Here is a 22,990-nt window from a genome sequence, read left to right on the forward strand (position 1 = left end):
CAAGATAATGAAAATCAGAATTATACCCATACTGTTCGTTTTGTTTTTTGTCCTGCCGGCTGTGGTATCGGCCGGCACAGGGCAGATAAAGGGGACGGTCTGCAATGAAGCCACGAACGAACCTCTGCCCGCGGCCAATGTCTATCTGAAAAACACCCATGTGGGCTGTGTGACGGACAAACAGGGCGGTTTTCTGATCGATCAGATACCGGCCGGCGAGTATATCCTGGTGGTCGAATATGTGGGCTATCTCGATGATTCGAGAACGGTCCGGGTAAATGACGGTACGACGCTGGCGCTCCAGATCAAGCTGAAACCGACGCTGTACCATTTTAATGATCCGATTACGGTGACGGCAACCCGCGGCGTCTCGCTTGCTTCGGAGGTCCCAGCCTCCGTGAATATCGTCAATGCCAAAGAGATGGAGGCCCGCTTATCCAGCAACGCGGCAGAGGCGCTGCAGAGCACCCAGGGCATTACCATCAAGGATTATGGCGGTCTGGCCGGCATGAAGACCGTCTCCCTGCGCGGCTCCAGCTCCGAGCAGGTGCTGGTGCTGCTCGACGGACAACGCATCAATAACCCCCAGACCGGCCAGGTCGATCTGGGGCAGATCCCTCTGGAAGGCATCAAACAGATTGAAGTGGTGCGCGGCGGGAACTCGGCCCTCTACGGCGCCGATGCCGTCGGCGGCGTCATCAATCTGATCACCGATGACGGCAGCCATAGCAAACCCGGCGCCTCAGGGTCTGTCAAAATGACCGGCGCTTCCTTCCAGACCTATGGTGTGGAGTCCTTTTTCAAATACCTTTACAACCAATGGCAGGTGCAGTCCTCCATCGATATCCTCTCTTCCAAAGGCGATTTCCCCTACCAGGACAACTATGGCGTCTCCCGGACCCGGAAAAATGCGGATGTGTTTTCGAAGGATTTCTATGCCAAAGTTGTCCGGAATTTCGGCCGTGTCGAATCCAACCGCAAACTTGATTTAAGCTTTAAATGGTACGATGCCGAGCGGGGAGCGCCGGGCACAATCGAGCCCTATTACTATCATGCCCGTCAATGGGACAGCAATCGTCTCTTCAACCTGTTGTTCACCAGCAAGGTATTCAACTATCTGAATGACCTGCGCATCCAGACCTATTACTATGATAACTGGAATAAATACAAGAATGATGAAAGCCTGACGCCGATACGGTCGGAATTCCGGGCCAAAACCGCCGGTTCGGAACTCCAGATGGAGAGCATACTTAAAACCTATTGCTCCCTGACCTACGGCCTTGGCTTCCGCATCGATTATATGACCGATTATGAAGCGGGTACGGACAGGCAGCGCTTGAACTACTATCTGTTTTTGCTGAATCAGAGCACCTTCCGCATCGACCGGCGCTGGCTCAAGTCGGTGGTGCTCGTGCCATCACTGCGCTACGACAACAATTCGGATTATTCGGATAATTTTTCACCCAAAGCCGGCGTGGTGATCAACATCGGCGAAAACTGGAAGACCTCCATCAAGGGCAATATCGGCTACAGCTACCGGGCGCCGACTTTCAATGATCTCTACTGGCCGGAAGATGCCTGGACCAAGGGCAACAGCGCATTGAAGCCGGAACACGGCTACGACTGGGACAGCGGCCTCCGGCTGCAGATTCCGCTTCTGAATGGCATCTCGCTGGAGTCCACCTATTTTCAAAATCGCATGGTGGACCTGATCATCTGGGCGCAAAATGATCAGGCGCTGTGGATGCCCGATAATGTGGACCGGTCGCTGATCCGCGGAGTGGAAAACTCGATTTCCTTCAGCCCTGTCAAAAGATACTGGCAGCTTGGCGGCAATTACACCTATCTGGATGCGCGTAACCTCTCGGGTAACGCCCTGGAAAAAAACAAACTCCTGGTGTATCGCCCCAAACATACCTTGAACCTCTTTTCCGATTTTACCCTGGATGCGTTTTCTGTCAATTACCAGTTTCAGTTCATCAGCCGGCGGTTTGCTGACAAAACGAACTATTGGGAGAATTCACTTGAACCGTATACCCTCTCCACCGTGGGGTGTTCGTATAACTGGCGCATCGACCATCTTGGTTTGAATACTTCCCTGCAGGTGCGCAATCTTTTTAACACGGATTATCGAACCATCAAAAATATGCCGATGCCGGGACGTGAATATCGTTTCTCGGCAAAGCTAATAATAAACCAATAGTTAACTAACCTAAAAGGAGTGGTTATGAGACGGCTATCCGCTTTCTTGCTCATCCTGCCGGCGTTATCGTTCCTGATTTCGGCCTGCGAGGATGAACCGACCAAACCCAAGACGCCGGCAGTGTCCAAGGCGATCTATGTGCTTAACTCTGCCGCCACCAGCATCTCGGTGATCGATCTCACAGAAGACAAGGTCTATAACAATGTTCAGACGGTGGGCACCTGGCCCAATCAGCTGGTTTACCGGAATGGCTATCTCTACTGTGTCAATTCCGGCTCCAACAACATCATGAAATTCGACGTCAACAACTGGCAAGCCCAACCCCCTGTCGCCCTTGGCACCGGCAAGAACCCGATGAACATGGTTTTTTACAATAACCAGTATGCCTATGTCGCCTGCTCGATGTCGAATGAAGTCCTGCGCGTGGATATGACCAACAATACGGTGGTGAAAACCATCAAGGCGGGCGTCGGCGCGACCGGCATCGAAATCGCCAATAGCAAGGTCTATGTAACCAATACCGGATACGCCGGCTGGGGGAATCCCTACCTGACCGGCACGGTGACGGTTATCAATGCGGCCACCGGTGATTCCCTGAGAACCATCAAGGTCGGGACCAATCCGCAGTCGATTGCCGTGGCCAAGGATGGCAAACTGCATGTATCCTGCACAGGTGATTATGGCGCCATCCCCGGGGTAGTCAGTGTGATCGATCCTGCCACCGATACGGTTGTACAAACCGTGAATATCGGCGGCTCGCCGGGTTTGATCGCGCTGGCTCCGGATGCAAAACTCGGTTTCCTCTCCGTATGGGGCGCGGGTGCGCTGGTCTATAATACCTCCACCTATGCGGTGGTGAACGGGCCGGCCAGCATGTGGCTGGGCAAAGGCGGTTCCGGCATTCTGGTGGACACCGACGAGCATATCTGGCTCAGCGTTTGGGACGATGATCAGGTTGTTAAGGCCAAAACCGACGGGACGATTCTCGCTACCTACAATGTGGGCGACAGCCCGGCCGCGTTGGCGCAGAAAATCGACTAACGGACATGCAAAAGGGGATAGTTCTATCCCCTTTTTATTTATCTGGCATAGGAGTTCGCACGATGGAGTATCAGGTTCAGGATATTACCCTGGCTCCCCTGGGGCAGATCAAAATTGACTGGGTGGCCAAATGGATGAAGGTAGTCAACCAGATGGCCGGAAGGTTCGCATCAGAGGGCGTTTTCAAGGGTAAGACTATTGCGATATGCATTCATCTGGAAGCGAAAACCGCCTATCTGGCCCAGACGCTGCACCGTCTGGGGGCCGAAGTCTGGATTACCAGCAGCAATCCGCTTTCCACCAAGGATGATGTCTGCGCCGCCCTGGCTCGGAGCGGCGTCCATGTCTTTGCCCGGCACGGCGCCTCGATGGAGGAATATCACTCCTTTATCCGGGCGATCACCGCGGCAAAACCCCATGTCATTGTGGATGACGGCGGGGATATCTGCGAGTTCCTGCATGCAAATCCGGAATTTGCCGTCAACCTGAAGGGCATCTGCGAAGAAACGACCACCGGGGTGAACCGGGCCAAAAAGCTGGACCAGGCGGGTACCCTGCGCTACCCGGTCATCGGCATCAATGATGCCCTGTCCAAGTATCTGTTCGATAACCGCTATGGCACCGGGCAATCCACATGGACAGCGATCACCCACCTGACCAATCTCAGCGTTACCGGCAAAGTCGTCGTCATTATCGGGTACGGCTGGGTCGGCAGGGGACTGGCCATCCGCGCCAACGGGCTCGGCGCTGAGGTGATTGTGACCGAGATCAATCCATGGAAAGCCATGGAAGCGCGCATGGATGGCTTCCGCGTGATGCCCATCGCGGATGCCGCCGGACTGGGGGATTTTTTCATTACCGCCACAGGTGAGCGCTCCGTCCTGCGCTTCGAGCACATGGTCAAGATGAAGGATGGCGCGATGCTGGCCAATGCCGGCCATTTCGATTTCGAGATCGATGTGCCGGAGCTGGAACAGCATATTCCCGCCAAAAAACTGGTGCGCGAGGAAATCGAGGAATATGAGCTGCCCAATCATCACCATATCTATCTGCTGGCTCAAGGCGGAATCATCAATATAGCCGGCGGCCTCGGCCATCCAGTGGAAATTCTCGATCTCAGCTTTGGGCTGCAGCTGGCGTCGGTTCATTACGTACTCTCCTCGGACGGGCTGGAAGCGAAATTTTATCCCGTGCCCCAGAGCATCGATGAAACCATCATCCGCGCCAGAATGCAGGCGGATGGGATTGCCATCGACACACCGCGGTAAGGGAAAATAACCGGCGGAATTCCGGACTAGGTTACGCTGCACATGGCGATGAAGAACGCTAATCTCATTTCGTGCATGCCCAAGGTGGAGCTGCACCTCCACCTGGAAGGCGCCTTTACCCTGGAATTTCTACTGGCGCAGATCCAGACCTATGACCCCAGGCATGCGCCCCGCTCGCTGGCGGAACTGCGGCAGCGCTTTATCCTGCGGGACTTTGACCATTTTATCGAGACCTGGTTCTGGAAAAACCGCTTTTTCCGTTCGGCCCGGGATTTCGAACAATCGGTCTACCAGACCCTGGCCAGCCTGTCGCGGCAGAATGTGATCCACGTGGAGGCTTTCTTCTCGCCCTGGGATTTTGCGGCCAATGGCCTTGCGGCGCCGGAAATCATCGAGGCCACCATCGCCGGCAAACAGGCCGCCACACGGGATTTCGGCATCAGCTGTTACCTGATCGCTGATCTGGTCCGGGATCACGGTTATCAGACCGCCGACAGCCGGTTGAATGATGTGAAAACGTACCGCGATCATATCATCGCCATCGGCTTGGGCGGAAACGAGTCCCGCTACCCGACGCATCTCTTTGCCGATGTTTTTAAGATAGCCGGACGGAGCGGATTTCATCGCGTGGCGCATGCCGGGGAGGCGGCCGGGGCCGGCTCCATCCGTGAGGCCCTGGATCTGCTGCATGCCGAACGGATCGGCCATGGCATCGCCGCCGTGCAGGATGCGGAGCTGATGGCGGAACTGCGCGATCGCCAGATTCCTCTGGAGATATGCCCCACCAGCAATCTCATGACCCGAGTGGTGGACGACCTCGCGCACCACCCGGTCAGGCAACTGTACCAGGAGGGGCTGCTGGTGACCATCAATTCCGATGACCCGACCATGTTCAACAGCACCCTCACCAACGAGTACCAGCTCCTGCATGACCGGCTTGGGTTCAGCCTGAGCGATATACGGCAGCTGGTCATCAATGCGACACGAGCTTCATTCTTGTCCTCGGAAGAAAAGAAAAGAATAATGCAATTAATCGACCGTTTCTGGCAGCCGGTGAATCTTAACCAGGAAGCATAAGATGGAAAATCCAGTTGCAGCGATTCTTTTATCCGCCCTGTCGGGACTGAGCCTTGCCCTGATCGGCATCGCCTTCCGCATCGGGCAGTCCAGGAATATCGTCCCCCTGCATATCGCGACCAGCATCGGCCTCTGCGGGGCGCTCTTTTTCGGAGCCCAGATGGATTGGGGATTGCTCCAGGAAATCCCGCTTTTCATTTTTATCCTAGCCCTGCTGAATGCCGGTGGACAAATTCTGGCCATGGAACTGACCAAGGTCAGCCTGAAAAAAGGGCCGCTCTCCCCGGTGTGGTGCGCGCTCAACCTTAATTTTCTGGTGGTGATTATTTATTCCGGCATCGCCTTCCACGAGAATATTTCGCTCTACCAGGGGCTCGCCTTGCTGTTCGGCATTTCCAGCGTGATCGCCGCCGCCAATATCGGCAGCACGGGCAGCGGCGAGAATCGTGCCATGACCCTGCGGGACAAGGTGATCTATGGTTCGATCCTCTTCGTGATCCTGATCGCCAACAGTGTGGTCTTTTTGACGATCAAGGATCTCAGCACACGGCTGGTGCCCGGCAGGGAGATGACCTATCTGGCGGCCTATCTGCCGAACATCTATTTTATCCTCTATGCGGTCATGGCGGTGCTTTGCGGCGCGGTCGTGGCTTTCCAGAAGATCAAACCGCGCAGTGGTCTGGATCTGGTCAAGGTGGGATTGATGGCCGGCTGCGGCTCGATTGCGGGGTTGTTCCTGCTCAGCCTGTGCGCCCGTTACCCGGCGGCCCTGGTGTTCACCGTGAACGGGGCGGTCACCATTCTGGGCGGCAGCCTGGCTTCGGTCTTCTTTTTCGGCGAGGCGCGCAGCCGCGCCTGGTACCTGACGATCGGTACGGCCATCGTGGCCGTGATCCTGTCCAATTTTTCCCGGTAATTTCTTAATCTGACAGAGGCTGTATATGAAAAAACTATTCTCTTGTGGCGGCATCCTGGCTCTGGCCTTGACGCTGATGGCGTTCTCACTCTCCTGGAAAGGTCCCGATCGGCCCAAAATCGTGAGCTGTTCACCCACCTTGACCGAAATCGTCTACGAGCTTGGCGGGGGAGAGCAGGTGATCGGGGCGACCACTTTTTGTTACTTCCCGGAGCAGGTCATCAAGGATAAAGAGAGCGGCCGGGTTGCGGTTGTCGGGGATTATATCCATATTGATTATAAATTGGTAGACGCCCTCAAGCCGGATGTCATCCTGACCGACACCAACATGCAGCGCCATCATGCCGATACGCTGCGGACCCTCGGGTACCACGTGCTGCATTACGAGCCGAATCACCTGGAGGACGTGCTGGCTTGTATACAGGAGATCGGCAAGGCCATCGACCGGGAAGAGAACGCGGCCAAAATGGTGCAGAATATGCGCCAGGAATTCGCGGCGATCCGCCAGGTGAGTGAAACCCTGCCCAAGGTCAACGTTTACATGGAAATCAACCACATGGGACCCTGGACTTTCGGCAGCGACTCGCCGCTGCAGGACCTGATCGAGATTGCCGGGGGTAAAAACGTCTTTGGCGATACCACCACCGGCGTATTTTTGACCAACAACGCCGCCGTCGTCAAACGCAATCCCGACATTATTCTTTCTCCCATCTGGCTGGAGGCGGAATCGGGCGGCTGGAAAGGCATTACCCCGCTCGTCGAGATTTATACGCGGCCCGGCTATGGCGAAACCAATGCGGTCAAGCGCAGCCGTATTTTATACTATGATTCCGCTTTGATGAAGCACTTCGGCCCGCGCCAGGTCCTGGCGACCAAAAAACTCGCCTATCTGCTGCATCCGGATGTTTTCAGCAATCCCCCGGATACGATCCCCTGGGAGCTGGGATGGATCAAATAGGCGGGGCGAAGAGCAGGCCCATCCCATTGCCACCGGGATGGGCCGGTTCATGACCAGTTTTTTTCTTCCGTACTTCCCCCACTAAAGAAAGATTTCTTCCGGCTTCATGCGTATGAATTCTTCGATGGCGAGACCGTCTGCTCCAACCAGCCACTTTGTATCACGCTTGAACTGCCTGGCGAAAAAGGTTAGACCGGGCGGGCTCTCCTTGCGTTGGCCGTTCTTCACTTCGATAGCCGCGATTTTGGTGCCCTTGGCCGACACAAAATCGACCTCATGATTGCGCTCGTTCCAATAGTACAGCCGGTTGGACCTGCCGCGAGTGCGGTTGGCCAAATGTGCACCGGTGACGGACTCCGTGAGTCTCCTTCAACCGGCGCTGCCTTGAACAACCTCTAATAATCACTTAGGCCTGGAGATAGCCGTATTAGTCACACGATTCTAGGTGGACAGGCTCCGGTTTAATAAGGGGTGCAGGAATCTTATTAGCAGTGGTTTTCGAATTTCAGCAGGTGTCATTTTTCTTTTGATTTTCCGGCACTCCTGTGTATATTTCCTGCAAACAGGGGCTGATTTTAACTCGGGGATTCCTATGCCGCGTTCCTATCGCATCATTCTCGCCTTGGTTATTGGCACATCATTCATCCTGACAGCGACGATCTGGTGGCCATGGCTGCTGGACAGAATCAAGGCCAGCAAAGAGGAACTCTCGGCGGTACGGGCTCTGCTTGGCATCCTCGGTACTGTCATCAATGTCGTGACAGGGATTTATCTCTGGATTCGCTATGGCAAAACCAAGCCGTCCAGCCCGCCAGATCATCCGCAAAAAATTACAGTGGTCCATCAACATAAAGAACCCCGAACTCACGCACGTAAGGTTGCAGACCGCGAAGCCTATCTCAATGGATTGATGAAAAGCTGCTGCGATATCTTTCTCAGCGGCATCGACCCCCAATCGGCCGGCGATCCCGACGCCTATATCCACCTCGAAGCGGTCTATACCGCGCTCAACACCTTCGAGAGCGAGAATCTCGATTACAAGACGCTTGAGGCCGGCATACGGCCTGAACGCCAGGCCATCTCCGCGCTGGCGGTTCTCGACAAGCGTGACAAACTGGTTTTGCTTGGCGAACCCGGCAGCGGCAAATCCACCTTTGCGCAGTTTGTCATCAGCTGCATCTGCGGCCAGATGCTGGGAAATGAGCAGATCAACCTGGAGCTGTTGACCGCGCCGGTTCCCGATGAGAAGGGTGAAGATCAGAAGGAGAGACAACCCTGGGACAGCCGGCACACCTTGTTGCCGGTGCGCGTCATCCTGCGCGACCTGATCACCGCCCGGGCGCTGCCTCGCGATCAGAAACTCACGCCGGATCATCTTTTTGCTTTCCTGCGCAGCAATCTCGAAAAAGCCAATCTGGCGGATTACGTTGAGGAGTTGGAGGAGGAACTGCGCACCGAGGGCGGTTATCTCTTTTTCGATGGTCTCGACGAAGTACCCGAAGCCGATGCCCGGCGGCTGCAGATCAAAAAGCTGGTCGAACAAATGGTCACCGCCTATCCCCGCTGCCGTTTCCTGATCACCAGCCGGACCTATGCCTACAAGAATCAGGACTGGAAAATGGACGGTTTTGCCGAAGCGGCTCTGGCGCCCTTCCATCGCGGCCAGATCGTCCGCTTTGTGCAGCGCTGGTATCAGCATGTCGCCATTATACAGCACAAATCGCCGGAGGAGACGGCCGGTCGCGCTGCAGCCCTGCTACAGGCCATCTTCAGCGTTTCGCGCATCGAGGAGCTGGCGCAGCGGCCGCTGCTCCTTACTCTGATCGCCAGCCTGCACGCCTGGCATGGCGGCGAACTGCCCGAAAAAAGGGAACGGCTCTACGCCAACACCATCGATCTTCTGCTCGACCTGTGGGAAAAGCAGCGCGCTCAAAGAGACGAGCAGGGTCGTTACACCGCTTCAGAACCGGCGCTGGCGGAATATCTCAAAACCGATAAATCCAGAATCCGTAGCCTGTTGGAAAAACTGGCCTTCCAGGCTCATGCCGCCGAAATTGATCATTCCGGCACGGCGGATATCCCGGAAGCGGATCTGCTCGCCGGGTTGAAGACCATCAGCGAAGAAAAGGACTGGAATATAACCCTGTTGATCAAGTTTTTGCAGAATCGCGCCGGCATCCTCATCCCGCGCGCACCGGGCGTCTATTCCTTTCCGCACCGTTCGATCCAGGAGTACCTCGCCGCATGCTGGCTCACCGGGGGGGAGGTTCAATATCCCGGTACGCTGGTCGGACTTTCCACAGCGGATCCGGATCGCTGGCGCGAGGTGCTGCTGCTGGCCGCAGCCAAGGTGAAGACAGGCCAGGGAGATGCCGACTGGGAACTGGCCGCAGCCCTCTGTCCCCGGCCTGTTGCGGATGATGCAGAAAGTGCACAGCTATGGGGCGCTCATCTGGCCGGGCTGGTGCTGCGGGAAACCCGGCAGGGGGAGATGGTAAAGAGGTGGCACGAGGAGAGGCGCGACCGCATCCGCGATGCCGGCTTGCTGCTCATCCGGCGGCAGGATTTCCCTGCCCGCGAGCGCGCTCTGGCCGGCCTGACGCTGGCCGGCTTGGGCGACCCGCGGCCGGAAGTGGGGGATGTCGATGCGATGCAGTTCTGCCTGGTGCCCGGCGGGCCGTTTAAAATGGGCGGAGATCGGTATGATGATGAGAAGCCAATCCATACATGCGTATTGCTTGACAAGGAGTATTGGCTGGCGCGCTATCCGGTCACAGTGGCGCAATTCCGCAGGTTCGTCGAGAGCAATCACCATTTTAAGTTGAGCGATTCACGCTGCTTGTCGGACCCTGCCAATCATCCGGTGAGCTGGGTCAGCTGGCATGAGGCCCTGGCTTTCTGCCGCTGGCTGGAGGCGCGCTGGCGGAAGGAAAAGTGGCTTCCCGATGATCTGCAGGTCACGCTGCCCTCGGAGGCGGAATGGGAGAAGGCCGCGCGCGGCGGACTGGAAATTCCGTCTGCACTGGATCGCCGTATATGCACCATTGCCCATCTGGACCCCAGAAAGCCACCACTTGAAAAGAACCTGCTGCAGGGGCGCGAATATCCCTGGGGGATGGAGCCGGATCCGGAACGGGCGAATTATGATAATACTGGAATCAATACTACCAGCGCGGTGGGCTGTTTTCCGGGAGGCACATGCCCTTATGGCTGCGAGGAGATGAGCGGCAATGTCTGGGAGTGGACAAGATCGCTAAATGAATCTTATCCCTACCAACCCGGAGATGGCCGGGAGGATTTGCAAAGCGATCGGGCCCGTGTGTTGCGCGGCGGCTCGTGGGACGATGATCGGACCTACGTGCGCTGCGCCCTCCGCTTCGGGTTCAATCCCGGAGACGGGGCCGACAATATCGGTTTTCGGGTTGTTCTGTCCCCACGTTCTTGATTTTCTGAACTCTGATTTCTCTGAACTCTGGACCGAATTTTTAGGGTATTTTTTATGCAGCAGATGCCGATTTTCAGCCGGACTTTTGATCTGTTGACCTGGCTTTTGCCGGCGACCAATAATTTCCCCAGATCACAGCGCCATGCCTTCACCCACCGCATACTGAATGCCGCCTTTGACCTGCGCGAGCGGCTGGAGGAGGCCAATTTCCGTACCGGATCCGCCCGCCGGCAGAAGCTCATCGAAGCCGATGAATCCTTGGCGCATCTCCGGCTCTATATCCGGCTGGCCGCGCAATGGCAATGGCTCAGTGCCGGACAATATGAACACGTGGCGAAAATGGTTGATGAGGTTGGCAGGCTTTTAGGCGGCTGGAAGAAAGCATCGTCAGAATGATCTTTCCCCTTTTCCGGACAGTATTATGCTGCTCGGAAAAGGGGCAGGTTCAAAAGGACCGTGTGTTGCGCGGCGGCTCGTGGAACAATAATCAGAACAACGTGCGCTGCGCCAACCGCAACAGGAACAATCCCGGAAACAGGAACGACAATATCGGTTTTCGGGTTGTTCTGTCCCCACGTTTTTCATTCGCTGGCATTGTCCGGCGGAATACCATCTTCCGGATCGAGGCGAAAAATGGCGGAGCCTGTTCCTGGCTGTGCGGGCTTGTGCCGTACAGGCGAATATCAACTGTCCCGCCTCCTCGGCCTTGCGCCCTGAGGCGGGGCATTATTCCCTATGTTTACTCAACTATTGCAGTGGCAAAATCTGTTGCTTGCCTTTCACCGGGCGGCCAAAGGCAAGCGCGGCCAACCGGAAGTAGCGGAATTCGAATACCGCCTGGAGGAGAACCTGTTATCTCTTCAGCGGGAGCTTGCCAATTTTTTCTATCGACCAGGCCGGTATCGCAGTTTCCCGATCCATGAGCCCAAATCCCGGTTGATCAGCGCAGCCTCTTTCCGCGATCGGGTTGTCCATCATGCCCTCTGCAATCTCATCGAACCGGTTTTTGACCGCTCCTTCATCCACGATAGTTACGCCAATCGCCTCAACAAAGGGACCCACAGGGCGCTCAACCGCTGTCAACAGTTTGCCAGGCGCTATAAGTATGTTCTATCATGTGATATTGTGCAGTTTTTCCCCGCCATCGATCATGCAATTCTCCTTAAAACCTTAAAGCGTAAAATCAATGATCGACGTATCATTTGGCTCATTCAAACTATCCTCAAGAGCGGCGCGGACATTCTTTCAGAGCGCTATGATATGGTCTATTTCCCGGGAGATGACCTCTTTGCCGCGTTGCGCCCGCGAGGGTTGCTTATCGGCAACCTGACCAGCCAATTCTGGGCGAATGTCTATCTCAATCCCTTCGACCATTTTGTCAAGCGCGAACTGCGCTGTCCGGCTTATCTGCGTTACGTGGATGATTTTCTTTTATTCGCCAAGGACAAAACAAGTCTTTGGGGAATGCTGGAAAGAATTGAACTATTTCTCATGAAATACCGGTTGACCATTCATCCAGGCAGTCATCCCCGGCCGGTCGCGGAGGGCATTTCCTTTCTGGGATTTATCGTTTATCCTCAGCGGCGCCGTTTGAAACGGCGAAAGGTAGTACATTTTCAACGCCGACTCAAGCGGTTGATCGCAGATTATCAAACAGGTATTATCGATAGGGAAAAGCTGGATGCCAGCGTGCAGGGATGGATCAATCATGCGCGCTATGGGAATACGGAAGGTCTACAGAAAAAAGTCTTATCGCATTACTATAGCCTTGAGTAGCCTGCTGGCGTGTGCCGGGTCTTTACCCGCGACCAAGCTGATAGTATAGCACTGTGCTCCTGCAGACCGACTTTAGGAAGAATTAGTGGAAAAAGCTCATGGTAGATGATGCATCTCGCCAGAGACTCGCAACTTTGTCGCAGCAGATCAGGCGAAGCGCTGCCCAATATAAATAGCGAGCGTCGTTGTCGGGTCGATCGACCAGCACACGGAACTCGCAGAACTAACCCGGCAGCCGCTGTATCTCATCAATCACGCCAAGGCCTTTGAGTCATTTCAGAGCCAACATGGGGTCAGATACGCTTGCCAGGACTTCCGGATTCTCTAGATCAAAGAATGCGGCACCTGCGGCTTTCTGCTCGGCCACCTGGCGCGCCAGTGTTATGTTACCGACCTGGCGGGCACCAATTATGCCGACAACCGGATGGGATTCGAGCAAATGCCTGACTTGTTTGATTTGTTCAGTGCGGATGATCAACCGGTACAGTCCTTGAAAAATGAAAGACACAATATTAGTATTTAATGACAATAAATAATTAAGTATAATATAATTATTTTAATTATGTTTAACTGTTACCTCATTGGGATGCAGGAGATAATGAGTTATGGCAGAAAAAAATCACGTATGCAGTATTTGCGGAGAAGCCCTGGAGGACCCGGAATTCACGGCTATCTATCCCAACTTTGTCTGCAGGGCGTGTGACGAGAAGGCGGTCACTGTTCAGGGCAAACTGCCCTGCCATTTCAGCGATGCAGATGATGGCGATAATCCTGTGTTTATCGATGGCAGGAAATGCTGGAGACGTTACCGTTTCGGCGGATATATTACCATGTTGGATGACCTGGACTGTCAGACACTCGACGAGTTCTATGCCAGGCATAAATGAAACTGATCGGTAACCGATCGATTGCGGTTTTCTGAATTGCAGAGATTTTCTTGCTATACCCACCAGCCCTTTTTCTCAAACTTCCACATCCAGGTTCGATCCTGCCGCGATATCGTCTGATTCTTTATTTTTTATTACATTTAACTTGATTTTTCTGACCTGTTTGGCTAATTTGGATTCAAGCTGAAAGCGGCATGACCCGTCCGAATGGTCCAGAGATGCAAAGAGGGACATTGCATGAGCACTCCCCGCGAGAGGATGCGTGAAGCGATGGAGTTGGGAACTCCGGCACGTGTCCCTTTGATGTGTCAGCTCAGCATCGGACACATGCTGCTGCAGCTCGACGTTTCACCGCTCGAGTTTTGGCACGACGCCGATCTCTTTGCAGAGGGACTCTGCCGCCTGCGGGAGATCTATCAGTTCGATGGCGTGCTGGTTAGTCTGCACGGCCACGACCCGGACTGGAGATCGGGCATCAGATCCCGGAAAGAAACGCCCTCCGGTGAAGAGGTAACCTGGGAGGACGGCACCACCCTTCGCTATCTCTCTGATGACCTTCCCCAACCGGTCGTCGATGAACGATCACCCGGGCTTTCCGCAAGCGCGGCGCTCGATTTGCTCCCCCCAAGGCTTACCTTCATTCCCGTCTCGCAAGGCCTCAGATTCCGCATCCATCCGGAGCACAAGTTTGATATCTTCCGCAAGGTCAGAAACCGCCTCGGGGACGCCTTCTCGCTGCATGGGGAAATCACCTCTCCGTTCGACTACTTCCTCGATCTTCTCGGCCACCAATCGGGATTGCTCAGCCTTCTGCTCGAGCCCGAGCCGTCAAAGGAAATCCTGCGCTGGTACACCGGACTGATCAAGGAGCTTGCGGTGGAGATGTGTTCGGCGGGGATCGATGCGATCAAGGTCTCTTCGCCCTTCGCCGGGTCGGGATTCATCTCGCCGGAGATGTATCGTGAGTTCGTGCTCCCTTTCGAGGGCGACATCGCCCGTGCGGTGCGCAGCCGCGGCATCCCGATCTACACCCATACCTGCGGCGCGATCTCCGACCGCCTGGAGATGCTCTTTGCGGCCGGGGTCAGCGGCATAGAGTGCCTTGATCCGCCTCCGCTCGGAAATGTCGAGCTCGCAGATGCCAAGCGCCGGATCGGCGCCCGCGGATTCATCAAGGGCAACATCGACTCCGTCAACACCCTTCTCCTCGGCTCCAGTGCGCAGATCCTTCAGGATGCCCGGCAGCGCATCGAGACCGGCAAGCAGGGTGGAGGGTTCATCCTGAGCACGGCCTGCTCGGTTGCGCCGTATGTCGAGCGTGAGAAACTCCAGTTATTGCATGAAGCGGTCGATCGCTGGGGATAACCAGCAGCAAAGAGGAACACCGTATGGCTCATCTCACTTCGCGTTCCGCCTACCGGAATCTGGTTGAACGCCTGAACCGGTTCCCGCAAGGGGCTCCGCCGTCGCAGCTTCTCGATAAAATCCTGCAGCTGCTCTTCACCGAGAAGGAGGCGCAGCTGGTCGCCCTTCTCCCTATCAAGCCCTTCCGGGCGGCCGCTGCGGCCCGCCTGTGGAAAATGCCGCTCGCCGAGAGCCGGGCGATCCTTGACCGGCTGGCGGACAAGGGGATCGTGCTCGATGTGGACAAGAACGGCGAGCCGATCTACACCCTGCCCCCGCCGATGGCGGGATTCTTCGAGTTTTCGATGATGCGGGTGCGGACGGATGTCGATCAGAAGGTACTGGCGGAACTCTTCTATCAGTATCTCAATGTGGAAGAGGAGTTCATCAAGGCGCTCTTTACGGATGGGCAGACGCAGCTGGGACGGACCTTTGTCCACGAGCCGGCGCTTCCTCCGGAAATCTCCCTGCATGTGCTCGAGTACGAGCGCGCCAGCGAGGTCATACGCAGCGCCCGATTCCGGGCGGTGGGTGTCTGCTACTGCCGTCACAAGATGCAGCATCTGGGAAAGGCCTGCAGCGCCCCGCTCGACATCTGCCTGACCTTCAACGGCCCGGCCGAGTCCCTGATCAAGCATAACGTAGCCCGGGCCATCGATGTCCAGGAGGGGCTCGACCTTCTCCAGCAGGCCTATGACCACAAGCTGGTTCAGTTCGGTGAGAATGTCCGGGAATCGGTCGGATTCATCTGCAACTGCTGCGGATGCTGCTGCGAAGCGATGCTCGCGGCCAAACGGTTTGGAGCGCTGCACCCGGTGCATACGACCAACTATATTCCGGAGATCGTGGAGAGTACGTGTACGGGATGCGGCAAGTGCGTGGAGGTCTGTCCGGTTGAAGCGATGGCCCTGGTCTCAGCCGGAGATCCGCTCCGCAAGAAGAAAAAGAAAGCGCGTCTCGAAGAGGAGATCTGTCTCGGATGCGGGGTGTGCGTCCGGGCCTGCCCGGAAGAAAGCCTTCAGTTGAAGGCCAGGGTCTCCCGGGTGATCACCCCGCTCAATTCCACCCACCGTGCGGTCATCATGGCCGTCGAGCGGGGCAAGCTGCAAAACCTGATCTTCGATCAGGGCGCGCTGCAAAGCCATCGGGCGATGGCCGCGATACTTGGCGTGCTGCTCAAAGCCCCCCCAATCAAGCAGGCCATGGCCAGTGAGCAGATCAAGTCGAGGTATTTTGAGTGGCTGGTGTCCAGGCGCAAGAACTGAGCATTCTGCAATTCCGCTGTGAACGGCTGTGCTACCGGCGGTTCGGGTTATACCGCACCGGCTTACCGGCCACCCGTTCGATCGGATCATTGACATAGACCTTGCCAAGTCCGATCGCTGAGGTGAAGGTTCCCCCTTTTCTGTCCTCGCTGATCCCGTCTGAATACCCCAAATCCACCGGTATCTTGCCACGACCGCCCTGCGCGTCAATGACAAAGGTGGGGCGCAAAAAGCCGGTGGTCGCGCCGCAGAGGTCCCGGCAGATCTCCTTGCCTCTGTAGACCTCGGTGCGGAAGTGGCCGGTTCCCTCGACCAGATCGGCATAATAGAGATAGTAAGGCTTGACGCCCATGCGGCCGAGGCCGTGCATCAGCTCACGCATGATATCGGTATCGTCGTTGACCCCCTTGAGGAGCACCGTCTGACAGCCGATGGGAATGCCCAGATCCCGCAAGCATTTGACCGCCTGATAGCTCTGATCGGTGATCTCGTTGGGATGATTGAAATGGGTGTTGATGAAGAGCTGGGGCTCTTTCAGTGATTTGGGCGTATGACTCTTGAGCATATCGAGGAATTCCTGGTCCTCGTAGATCCGCATCGGCCAGACGCAGGGGACCCGCGTACCGATGCGGATGATGTCCAGGTGTTTGATCTCCCTCAGCTTGCCGAGAATCTCATCCAGTTTCTTGTTGGCCAGCAACAGGGGATCGCCGCCGGAGATGAGGACATCGCGGATGTCATCATGCGCGGCGATATACTCGATTCCCTTGTTGATCTCTTCGCTGGAGACATTCTTGTGTTCATCGCCCACCTTGCGCTTGCGCGTGCAGAAACGGCAATACATCGCGCACTCGATCGAAACGAAGAGCAGGACACGGTCCGGATAGCGGTGAATAATGGTCCTGGGGCCGCCCAGAGGGATATCGCCCTCTTCATCGAGGGGATCTTCGCTGAGATCCATGTAATGCACCAGCTCCTCGACATCCGGCACCGCCTGTTTCCAGATGCCGTCGTTCATTTTTTCGATGAGGCCGAGGTAATAGGTGTTGATCCGCATCGGATATTTCGCGATGACATCCCGGAGGCGGGGATCGACCCGCGCCTTTTGATCGGTGAGCCATTTTTCGAGGTCTTCGTAGCTTTTCAATGAATTTTTAAGGATCTCTTTGTACGCCATGGTACTTCTCCGGTAAAGGACAGTTTTCAGGTGAACCGCTTCCACGGACGGATGGGCCGCTGAGGCCTCCTGATGTTATATACGATCGCCGGCGTATCTTTCGCCACGCGATCCGGCATCCGAAATCATTCAGGTTGGTCTTGCATCCCTCAATGCCAGACCGCCGAGGGACGTTTCGCGGTATTGGCTTTGCAGGCTGATCCCGGTTTCATACATGGTTTTCACCACTTCATCAAAGCTGATCCGGTGACGGCCGTCGGACATGAGGGCATAGGTGTTGTGGGCCAGGGCGCGCTGTGCGCCGAAGGCATTTCTTTCGATACAGGGTATTTGCACCAGTCCTTCCACCGGATCACAGGTTAATCCGAGGTGATGTTCCAGGCCCATTTCCGCGGCGTATTCGATCTGAGTGATGGTACCGCCCATGATTTGTGCTGCGGCAGCGGAAGCCATCGCACAGGCCGTACCCACTTCCCCCTGGCATCCCACCTCAGCCCCGGAGATGGAGGCATTGGCTTTCACCAGGCTGCCTATCAATCCGGCAGTGGACAAGGCTTTGAGAATAACCTCCCTCTCTGTCTTGTACACTTTTTTATGGTAGTACAGCACAGCAGGCAAAACTCCACTTGCACCGCAGGTGGGAGCCGTTACAATTACCCCTCCAGCTGCATTTTCTTCGGATACAGCGAGGGCATAAGCAAAGATCTGCGCTCTGCGCCTGAAAGGCCCGGAATACTGATCTGCTTTTGCCTTGAATTGACGAGCTTTGCGGGGGAGTTTCAAACTGCCGGGCAAAATGCCATCCGAAATCAGGCCGCGACGAATGCTCTCCTGCATCGCATCCCAGATGTGTTTTAAAAAATCCCAGATTTCCGGACCTTCGACTTTCTCGACATATTCCCAGAATTTCAGTCCGTTATGAAGACAGTATTCCAGAATCGAATTCATGGTGGTATGCGGATAGATCGGAACGGTTTCCAGACCAGAGGTATCATCCACCACGGCGCCTCCCCCCACACTGTAGGCTATCCAGCGATCAATCAAGGATCCGGCCTGGTCAAATGCTGTAAATTCCATGGCGTTGGGGTGCCTGGGCAGAAAAATGCCGGGTTCCCATTTGATTTCCGCCCTCCGGCCGGAAAAAACGTTGTGAATGACCAGATCCGTCAAGTGCCCTTTGCCAGTGGCTGCCAGGCTGCCGAACAAGGTAATGTTGAAATGGTCAGCCTGGCTGTTTTTTCCGAGAAACCGTTCAGCGGCCTTCCGTGGTCCCATGGTATGGCTGCTTGAAGGCCCATGTCCGATTTTGTATATCTCTTTGATCGATTCCATCATGATGGTAGAAAGCTTGATTTTGCTGGGGTTGAAAAAATGAATGACACCAGAAGACAAGATCTTACAGAGAGTCAAAAAACGAGGCATCCATTATTGGTTATGCGCCTGATACCCGGCGTTTTCCCCATTATTAGCAGAGCCCAGCCCTCTGCTGCGCCCACATTGTTACCAACCTGCCGGAAAATTAGCCAACATAAACCTGAAAAGCAAATAAAATCCCCAAGCATGTCAACAGGCCATTCCCGGCTGGATCGACCTGCGCAGAGATTAAGAAAGGATTTTTTAGCCAAATAAAACCTCGGGAAAAACCGGGTTGACAAGTGTCCGCAAATGGGCAAAATGGCGGCGTTTGATAAAGAAAGAGTTCCGTATTACCAGAACTCTCTCATGAATTTTATTACTTCATCTTGGCGGGGCCGACGGATCTCGAGCCCACGGCCTCTGGCTTGACAGGCCAGGAACAGTGGGCTAGAAATTGGCCTAACTTATTGATTATTTGTACGGGTTGAAAAATACTGGCCTAAAGTTGGGCTAATTGAATCTCGGTGGATTTCACGCGAGAAATACTTGTTAGGAGTGGTTGACAATAAATTACAGTTACAGGCGATGAAGTGAAGGTGACTTTATATCATTCGTCCTTCTCTGATTGCTGCGCGAGTTGATCCTGCAGCGATAGGGCCTGGTTATATACCTTTTTGCACTTTTCCTTGGTTTTCAGATCCTGATTGACTAATTTCCGGGCATCGAGTGGGCGATGAGGGGGCCGGGCAAGGGCTTGGCGCTATGAAAATGGGGTATCAGGCGCTTAACCGAGGACGATTTCCTCAGTTTTTTGCCCCCTAGCAAAATCAAATTTCCTGTCAGCCTTCGCCACACCACCATAGACCGGATCAAACAGCACCGCATGGAATGCGGTTACAAATTCAGGTTCACCTCTTTCAAAGCGGACGCGAACCGGTCCCTGGTGACCGTCGCCAATTTCGACGCTTGGATCTGCGTCAACGGCGTGCGATCCTCCGAATACCGCAAGTTTGTCCAGCCCGGCGAGGAACGCCGGTTCGAGGTCAGGAGCGGTGGAATAAATCCGAAATTGACGATCGAAAGCGACAGCCTGGTGCCGGGCCAGGTCATTTAATTCGAAGCGGATTTGAAATAATCGGCTTACCCTCCGGGAGGGTGCCTGACTGGACTCCCCCACCCTCCTGGAGGGTGTTCAAATTTTTACGGAGATATGATGATGCATTGGAAGATGCTTGCGACTTTACTCGTGGCCGCCGGCTTGTTCGGGCAAACCCCGCCGAACGGGGGCACCACACCCGATAAGCCGATGACGGATTCGTCCTCCACAATCCGCAACGGACGCCTCATCGACGAGATCCGGGCCTTTAATACCGGAGTGGCCGTGTGGTGGACCGGCGCCAACGGTTGGCTGATCAAGTCCGGCGATTGCCTGATGGGAACCGATCTCTGCTTGGAGCAGAGCGACCGCGAGATTCCCTCCCCGGTGTCGGCCGAAGAACTGGCTCCGGATATCGACATCCTTTTCATCACGCACGAACACGGGGACCATTTCGAGCCGGAGACGGCGAGAATCCTCGCCCGGAAATCCGATTGCCTTTTCGTCCTCCCCCGGAATTGCCTGCCCGCTGCGCGTGAGTTCGGCATCCCGGAAAAGCGCATCCGGGTGGCTGTTCCTAGGACGCCTTTCTCCCTTACGGGAGTGGAGGTCCTCCCTATGCGCGCCATTCACGGGAACCCGCGTTTCGCCGTTTTCGTCGACGCCAACTTGGAGGACTGCGGATATATGATCACAACCGGTGGCACGAGTCTCCTCCAGCCCGGGGACACGGTTCTCTTGGAGGACCATCTTTTTCTCAAGCATGTGGACGTGCTTTTTGTCTCCCCCACCGAACACAACACGGCCGTCGACAGGTCGGTGATCCTCATCAACGAACTCGGACCGGATTTCATCTTTCCCCAGCACCGCGACACGTTCCACGTCACGTCGGAAAACCGCTACTGGACCACGGCCTGGACCCATGAGGTCAGAACCCTTCTCTCCAAGCCCCTCCAGGAGCGCTATCATATTCTCGAGATGGGCGGGGGAATGGTGATTCGGGCGGCCCGTTGACTTTACGCGTTCCAACGTCTGTATGCGATCCAAAGGCGCTGTAAGGCTAACCGGTGCCAGCACACAATTTCTGGCCTAATACTATCGGCTGGTCACTTCCACGTCCATCACTGAAAGGACCGGCCTTTCAAAACCTGGTGGAAGATTTTCCCTATCGCAACAGCATCAACTTCACCACATCCCCGGTCACCGGTGTAGCGATCCGGCAAAAATAGAGGCCGGAGGACTGACCGGATCCATCCCACACCAGGGTATGCAAACCAGCCTGCTGAGCACCCAATTCACGCTGCACCACCAGCTGACCGCGGGTGTTGTAAATGCTCATCGTCACCTCAGCCGCCTCCGGCAGAGCATAAGAGAGGATCGTTGCGCCATTGAAGGGATTGGGATGATTGGTGAAAACTCGAAATTCCGATACCATCCCGACAGGCTCCGCTTCCTCCCACTCCACGGCCAGTTCGCGTCCACTCTTGTCCGCGCATCTAAAGTCCGTCACAACAACATGCGCCTTGTGCTCAAAACACAGCTCCGCCAGTTTTCCCGAACCGCTGGCACCGGCATAATCACCATAGCTAAAGGCAGCCACGACCACATTCCGGACAGAATCGTGCGATGGCGGCAGGGCTACTGCCGTGTTGCCGCTGCTACTGAGAAAATCTCCGAGCACCATTTCCTTCAAGCCGGTTCCATCGGTCTGCAGCGCCATCTGAAACGCCGCCAATTCCGATGCCCCGTCGGCCCAGATTTCATATTTCTCGGGCGCCGCATGGATGATTTTAACTTTGATGGGCGCTGCCTCAGCCATGGCCCTCTTCATCTTCTCTGCTGCAGGAACCGGCTTGTTCCACCACGACGCCACCAGCTGAATGTCGAAAATATCGATATATCCGTCGGAATTGACATCATAGGCTGCCAAAAAGTTCGCGCTGGATCGGGTGCTGCCCCAACGGCTGGCGACCAGCTGGATATCGATGATATCCACATCGTGATCGCGGTCTACATCAGCCCAAAAACTGGAGGGTGCCGAAAGCGTCAGAATCAGATCCCCGTATGAAAAGGGTCCATAGGCCCAGTTATTGCCGCCAATAATACTCGGCAGTTTCGCGGCTGTCTCCTGCGGCCAGGTGCCGCTGAACTGGCCGTTGCCGCCGTCATAGACGTACAGCAGGAATCCCATTTCGGAAAAGGGCAAATAATTAAATGGCGCCGTCCGCAGATCAAAGGTGATTTCGGTTTGCACATGCCCACTGCTCGCGGAGATGCCCTGGGTGATGCCGGAGAGGACCACGGCGCCCTCCAGAGAAAGCTTGTCCGGCCATTTGCCATGCGCGGGCAGGAATCGGTTTTTAGCCGAACCATTATCCCAATAGACCTGAATAAGACCTTCTGATCGGGAATCGCCTGACCATTCGCGATCCATATCGCGATCGAAAAAGATGCCGACGGCATCCCAGCTATCCAGCTGCGGATTCTTTTGATCGTCCACCGCAAGATACAACCGGTTCTGGTCGTTCTGGACATAGAGCCGAACCACACCGGTCAATCCAGGATAAAGCGCGTCCACCACTCGCGCCTGACTCCACTCCGCCGCATGGATAACGCCGTCCACTACCGGGGCCGTGCTGGCAAATGTCGACTGAATAACATAGCCATTCTCGAGCGCTTTCGCGCTGGCGGTTGCTGAAAAGCCGCTGACGCTTTTATTATAAACGGACTGGATCTTGTAAAAAAAAGTTATTCCCGAACTCGCCGTCTCGTCGCGATAATAACAGTTTTTGATCGATTGAGCCACCCGGGAATATGCACCGGAAGAGGAGGTGCTGCGATAGACATCGTAGCCGAGAAGCGTATCCGAAGAAACCGGCTTCCAGGCCAACGGAATCAGACGGGAGTAGCCATCCAATGCGACCACCGTCGAAGGGGGAGCCATCATCTCGGTGGATTGGCAGCCGTTTGCCACCAGAGTGCCATCGACGGGCAGAATCGAGGCAATCCCGTGCGGCGGTGAATCCTGCGAGACCTGGGCCTTTAGTGCGCCTGAGATGGCCAGGATCATTACAAGAACAGCCTTGTGTTTCATCTCAATCTTCTTTCCTTTGCGTGCGCA

Annotated in this window: 19 protein-coding genes and 1 pseudogene; 15 read left to right on the forward strand and 5 right to left on the reverse strand. The window is 55.5% G+C overall.

What is annotated here, in order from left to right; all coding sequences use genetic code 11:
- Nucleotides 1-7: 7 nt before the first annotated feature.
- The 6 genes from PLH32_05825 to PLH32_05850 all read left to right on the forward strand — a co-directional run bounded on the left by PLH32_05825 (nt 8) and on the right by PLH32_05850 (nt 7,463).
- Entirely contained in the window at nt 8-2,203 is a 2,196-nt protein-coding gene (locus PLH32_05825) for a TonB-dependent receptor plug domain-containing protein (GenBank protein HQJ64116.1), read from the forward strand.
- A gap of 24 nt (nt 2,204-2,227) precedes the next feature.
- Nucleotides 2,228-3,244, forward strand: a complete 1,017-nt coding sequence (locus PLH32_05830) for a YncE family protein (protein HQJ64117.1) — start codon at nt 2,228-2,230, stop codon at nt 3,242-3,244.
- A gap of 62 nt (nt 3,245-3,306) precedes the next feature.
- The gene (locus PLH32_05835; protein HQJ64118.1) at nt 3,307-4,512 is read left to right on the forward strand and encodes an adenosylhomocysteinase; all 1,206 of its coding nucleotides are present in this window, start codon (nt 3,307-3,309) and stop codon (nt 4,510-4,512) included.
- Nucleotides 4,513-4,554: 42 nt separating this feature from the next.
- Nucleotides 4,555-5,589, forward strand: a complete 1,035-nt coding sequence (gene add, locus PLH32_05840; GenBank protein ID HQJ64119.1) for an adenosine deaminase — start codon at nt 4,555-4,557, stop codon at nt 5,587-5,589.
- Between the two features lies 1 nt (nt 5,590).
- Complete coding sequence (locus PLH32_05845; GenBank protein ID HQJ64120.1) at nt 5,591-6,505, forward strand: hypothetical protein; 915 nt, start codon at nt 5,591-5,593, stop codon at nt 6,503-6,505.
- A gap of 25 nt (nt 6,506-6,530) precedes the next feature.
- On the forward strand, nt 6,531-7,463 hold the full coding sequence (locus tag PLH32_05850; protein ID HQJ64121.1) for an ABC transporter substrate-binding protein: 933 nt from the start codon (nt 6,531-6,533) through the stop codon (nt 7,461-7,463).
- 81 nt (nt 7,464-7,544) lie between these two features.
- Here the strand turns inward: PLH32_05850 and PLH32_05855 are convergent.
- Nucleotides 7,545-7,817 (reverse strand): annotated as a pseudogene (locus PLH32_05855) (DUF4143 domain-containing protein).
- Nucleotides 7,818-8,055: 238 nt separating this feature from the next.
- Here PLH32_05855 and PLH32_05860 point away from each other — a divergent pair.
- From PLH32_05860 to PLH32_05875, 4 genes are read left to right on the forward strand one after another with little or no spacing between them, the layout of a single operon-like run.
- Complete coding sequence (locus tag PLH32_05860; protein ID HQJ64122.1) at nt 8,056-10,908, forward strand: SUMF1/EgtB/PvdO family nonheme iron enzyme; 2,853 nt, start codon at nt 8,056-8,058, stop codon at nt 10,906-10,908.
- A gap of 54 nt (nt 10,909-10,962) precedes the next feature.
- A complete protein-coding gene (gene avd, locus PLH32_05865; GenBank protein HQJ64123.1) occupies nt 10,963-11,304 on the forward strand; it encodes a diversity-generating retroelement protein Avd in 342 nt (113 codons plus the stop codon).
- Nucleotides 11,301-11,831, forward strand: a complete 531-nt coding sequence (locus PLH32_05870; GenBank protein ID HQJ64124.1) for an SUMF1/EgtB/PvdO family nonheme iron enzyme — start codon at nt 11,301-11,303, stop codon at nt 11,829-11,831. Before avd ends, PLH32_05870 begins: the two co-directional genes overlap by 4 nt.
- A gap of 13 nt (nt 11,832-11,844) precedes the next feature.
- Nucleotides 11,845-12,684 carry a reverse transcriptase/maturase family protein gene (locus tag PLH32_05875; protein HQJ64125.1) on the forward strand — a complete coding sequence of 280 codons (840 nt, stop codon included), beginning with the start codon at nt 11,845-11,847 and terminating at the stop codon, nt 12,682-12,684.
- Nucleotides 12,685-12,955: 271 nt separating this feature from the next.
- Here PLH32_05875 and PLH32_05880 read toward each other — a convergent pair whose 3' ends face one another.
- Complete coding sequence (locus PLH32_05880) at nt 12,956-13,162, reverse strand: hypothetical protein (GenBank protein ID HQJ64126.1); 207 nt, start codon at nt 13,160-13,162, stop codon at nt 12,956-12,958.
- A 127-nt stretch (nt 13,163-13,289) separates the two neighbouring features.
- On the opposite strand from PLH32_05880, the gene PLH32_05885 reads away from it, so the two are divergent.
- The 3 genes from PLH32_05885 to PLH32_05895 all read left to right on the forward strand — a co-directional run bounded on the left by PLH32_05885 (nt 13,290) and on the right by PLH32_05895 (nt 16,240).
- Nucleotides 13,290-13,571, forward strand: a complete 282-nt coding sequence (locus tag PLH32_05885) for a hypothetical protein (protein ID HQJ64127.1) — start codon at nt 13,290-13,292, stop codon at nt 13,569-13,571.
- A 237-nt stretch (nt 13,572-13,808) separates the two neighbouring features.
- Nucleotides 13,809-14,936, forward strand: coding sequence for a uroporphyrinogen decarboxylase family protein (locus tag PLH32_05890; protein ID HQJ64128.1), 1,128 nt, complete (start codon nt 13,809-13,811; stop codon nt 14,934-14,936).
- A gap of 23 nt (nt 14,937-14,959) precedes the next feature.
- Nucleotides 14,960-16,240, forward strand: a complete 1,281-nt coding sequence (locus PLH32_05895) for a 4Fe-4S dicluster domain-containing protein (protein ID HQJ64129.1) — start codon at nt 14,960-14,962, stop codon at nt 16,238-16,240.
- A gap of 31 nt (nt 16,241-16,271) precedes the next feature.
- Here the strand turns inward: PLH32_05895 and PLH32_05900 are convergent, their stop codons facing one another.
- Together PLH32_05900 and PLH32_05905 are read right to left on the reverse strand one after the other, a co-directional pair.
- Nucleotides 16,272-17,417 (reverse strand): KamA family radical SAM protein, encoded by a 1,146-nt coding sequence (locus tag PLH32_05900; protein HQJ64130.1) that lies wholly within the window; start codon nt 17,415-17,417, stop codon nt 16,272-16,274.
- Between the two features lie 129 nt (nt 17,418-17,546).
- Nucleotides 17,547-18,749 carry an L-serine ammonia-lyase gene (locus tag PLH32_05905; GenBank protein ID HQJ64131.1) on the reverse strand — a complete coding sequence of 401 codons (1,203 nt, stop codon included), beginning with the start codon at nt 18,747-18,749 and terminating at the stop codon, nt 17,547-17,549.
- A gap of 835 nt (nt 18,750-19,584) precedes the next feature.
- On the opposite strand from PLH32_05905, the gene PLH32_05910 reads away from it, so the two are divergent.
- A complete protein-coding gene (locus PLH32_05910) occupies nt 19,585-19,887 on the forward strand; it encodes a hypothetical protein (protein ID HQJ64132.1) in 303 nt (100 codons plus the stop codon).
- A 99-nt stretch (nt 19,888-19,986) separates the two neighbouring features.
- Nucleotides 19,987-20,883, forward strand: a complete 897-nt coding sequence (locus PLH32_05915; GenBank protein HQJ64133.1) for an MBL fold metallo-hydrolase — start codon at nt 19,987-19,989, stop codon at nt 20,881-20,883.
- A gap of 151 nt (nt 20,884-21,034) precedes the next feature.
- Here the strand turns inward: PLH32_05915 and PLH32_05920 are convergent, their stop codons facing one another.
- Nucleotides 21,035-22,963 (reverse strand): FlgD immunoglobulin-like domain containing protein, encoded by a 1,929-nt coding sequence (locus PLH32_05920; GenBank protein ID HQJ64134.1) that lies wholly within the window; start codon nt 22,961-22,963, stop codon nt 21,035-21,037.
- Between the last annotated feature and the right edge of the window lie 27 nt (nt 22,964-22,990).

This window comes from bacterium, from assembly GCA_035419245.1.
Lineage (GTDB): Bacteria > Zhuqueibacterota > Zhuqueibacteria > Residuimicrobiales > Residuimicrobiaceae > JAKPUX01.

Coding starts and splice junctions, on each gene's coding strand:
- PLH32_05825 (HQJ64116.1), top strand. CDS start 8: ATGAAAATCAGAATTATACCCATACTGTTCGTTTTGTTTTTTGTCCTG.
- PLH32_05830 (HQJ64117.1), top strand. CDS start 2,228: ATGAGACGGCTATCCGCTTTCTTGCTCATCCTGCCGGCGTTATCGTTC.
- PLH32_05835 (HQJ64118.1), top strand. CDS start 3,307: ATGGAGTATCAGGTTCAGGATATTACCCTGGCTCCCCTGGGGCAGATC.
- add (HQJ64119.1), top strand. CDS start 4,555: ATGGCGATGAAGAACGCTAATCTCATTTCGTGCATGCCCAAGGTGGAG.
- PLH32_05845 (HQJ64120.1), top strand. CDS start 5,591: ATGGAAAATCCAGTTGCAGCGATTCTTTTATCCGCCCTGTCGGGACTG.
- PLH32_05850 (HQJ64121.1), top strand. CDS start 6,531: ATGAAAAAACTATTCTCTTGTGGCGGCATCCTGGCTCTGGCCTTGACG.
- PLH32_05860 (HQJ64122.1), top strand. CDS start 8,056: ATGCCGCGTTCCTATCGCATCATTCTCGCCTTGGTTATTGGCACATCA.
- avd (HQJ64123.1), top strand. CDS start 10,963: ATGCAGCAGATGCCGATTTTCAGCCGGACTTTTGATCTGTTGACCTGG.
- PLH32_05870 (HQJ64124.1), top strand. CDS start 11,301: ATGATCTTTCCCCTTTTCCGGACAGTATTATGCTGCTCGGAAAAGGGG.
- PLH32_05885 (HQJ64127.1), top strand. CDS start 13,290: ATGGCAGAAAAAAATCACGTATGCAGTATTTGCGGAGAAGCCCTGGAG.
- PLH32_05890 (HQJ64128.1), top strand. CDS start 13,809: ATGAGCACTCCCCGCGAGAGGATGCGTGAAGCGATGGAGTTGGGAACT.
- PLH32_05895 (HQJ64129.1), top strand. CDS start 14,960: ATGGCTCATCTCACTTCGCGTTCCGCCTACCGGAATCTGGTTGAACGC.
- PLH32_05900 (HQJ64130.1), bottom strand. CDS start 17,417: ATGGCGTACAAAGAGATCCTTAAAAATTCATTGAAAAGCTACGAAGAC.
- PLH32_05905 (HQJ64131.1), bottom strand. CDS start 18,749: ATGGAATCGATCAAAGAGATATACAAAATCGGACATGGGCCTTCAAGC.
- PLH32_05915 (HQJ64133.1), top strand. CDS start 19,987: ATGATGCATTGGAAGATGCTTGCGACTTTACTCGTGGCCGCCGGCTTG.
- PLH32_05920 (HQJ64134.1), bottom strand. CDS start 22,963: ATGAAACACAAGGCTGTTCTTGTAATGATCCTGGCCATCTCAGGCGCA.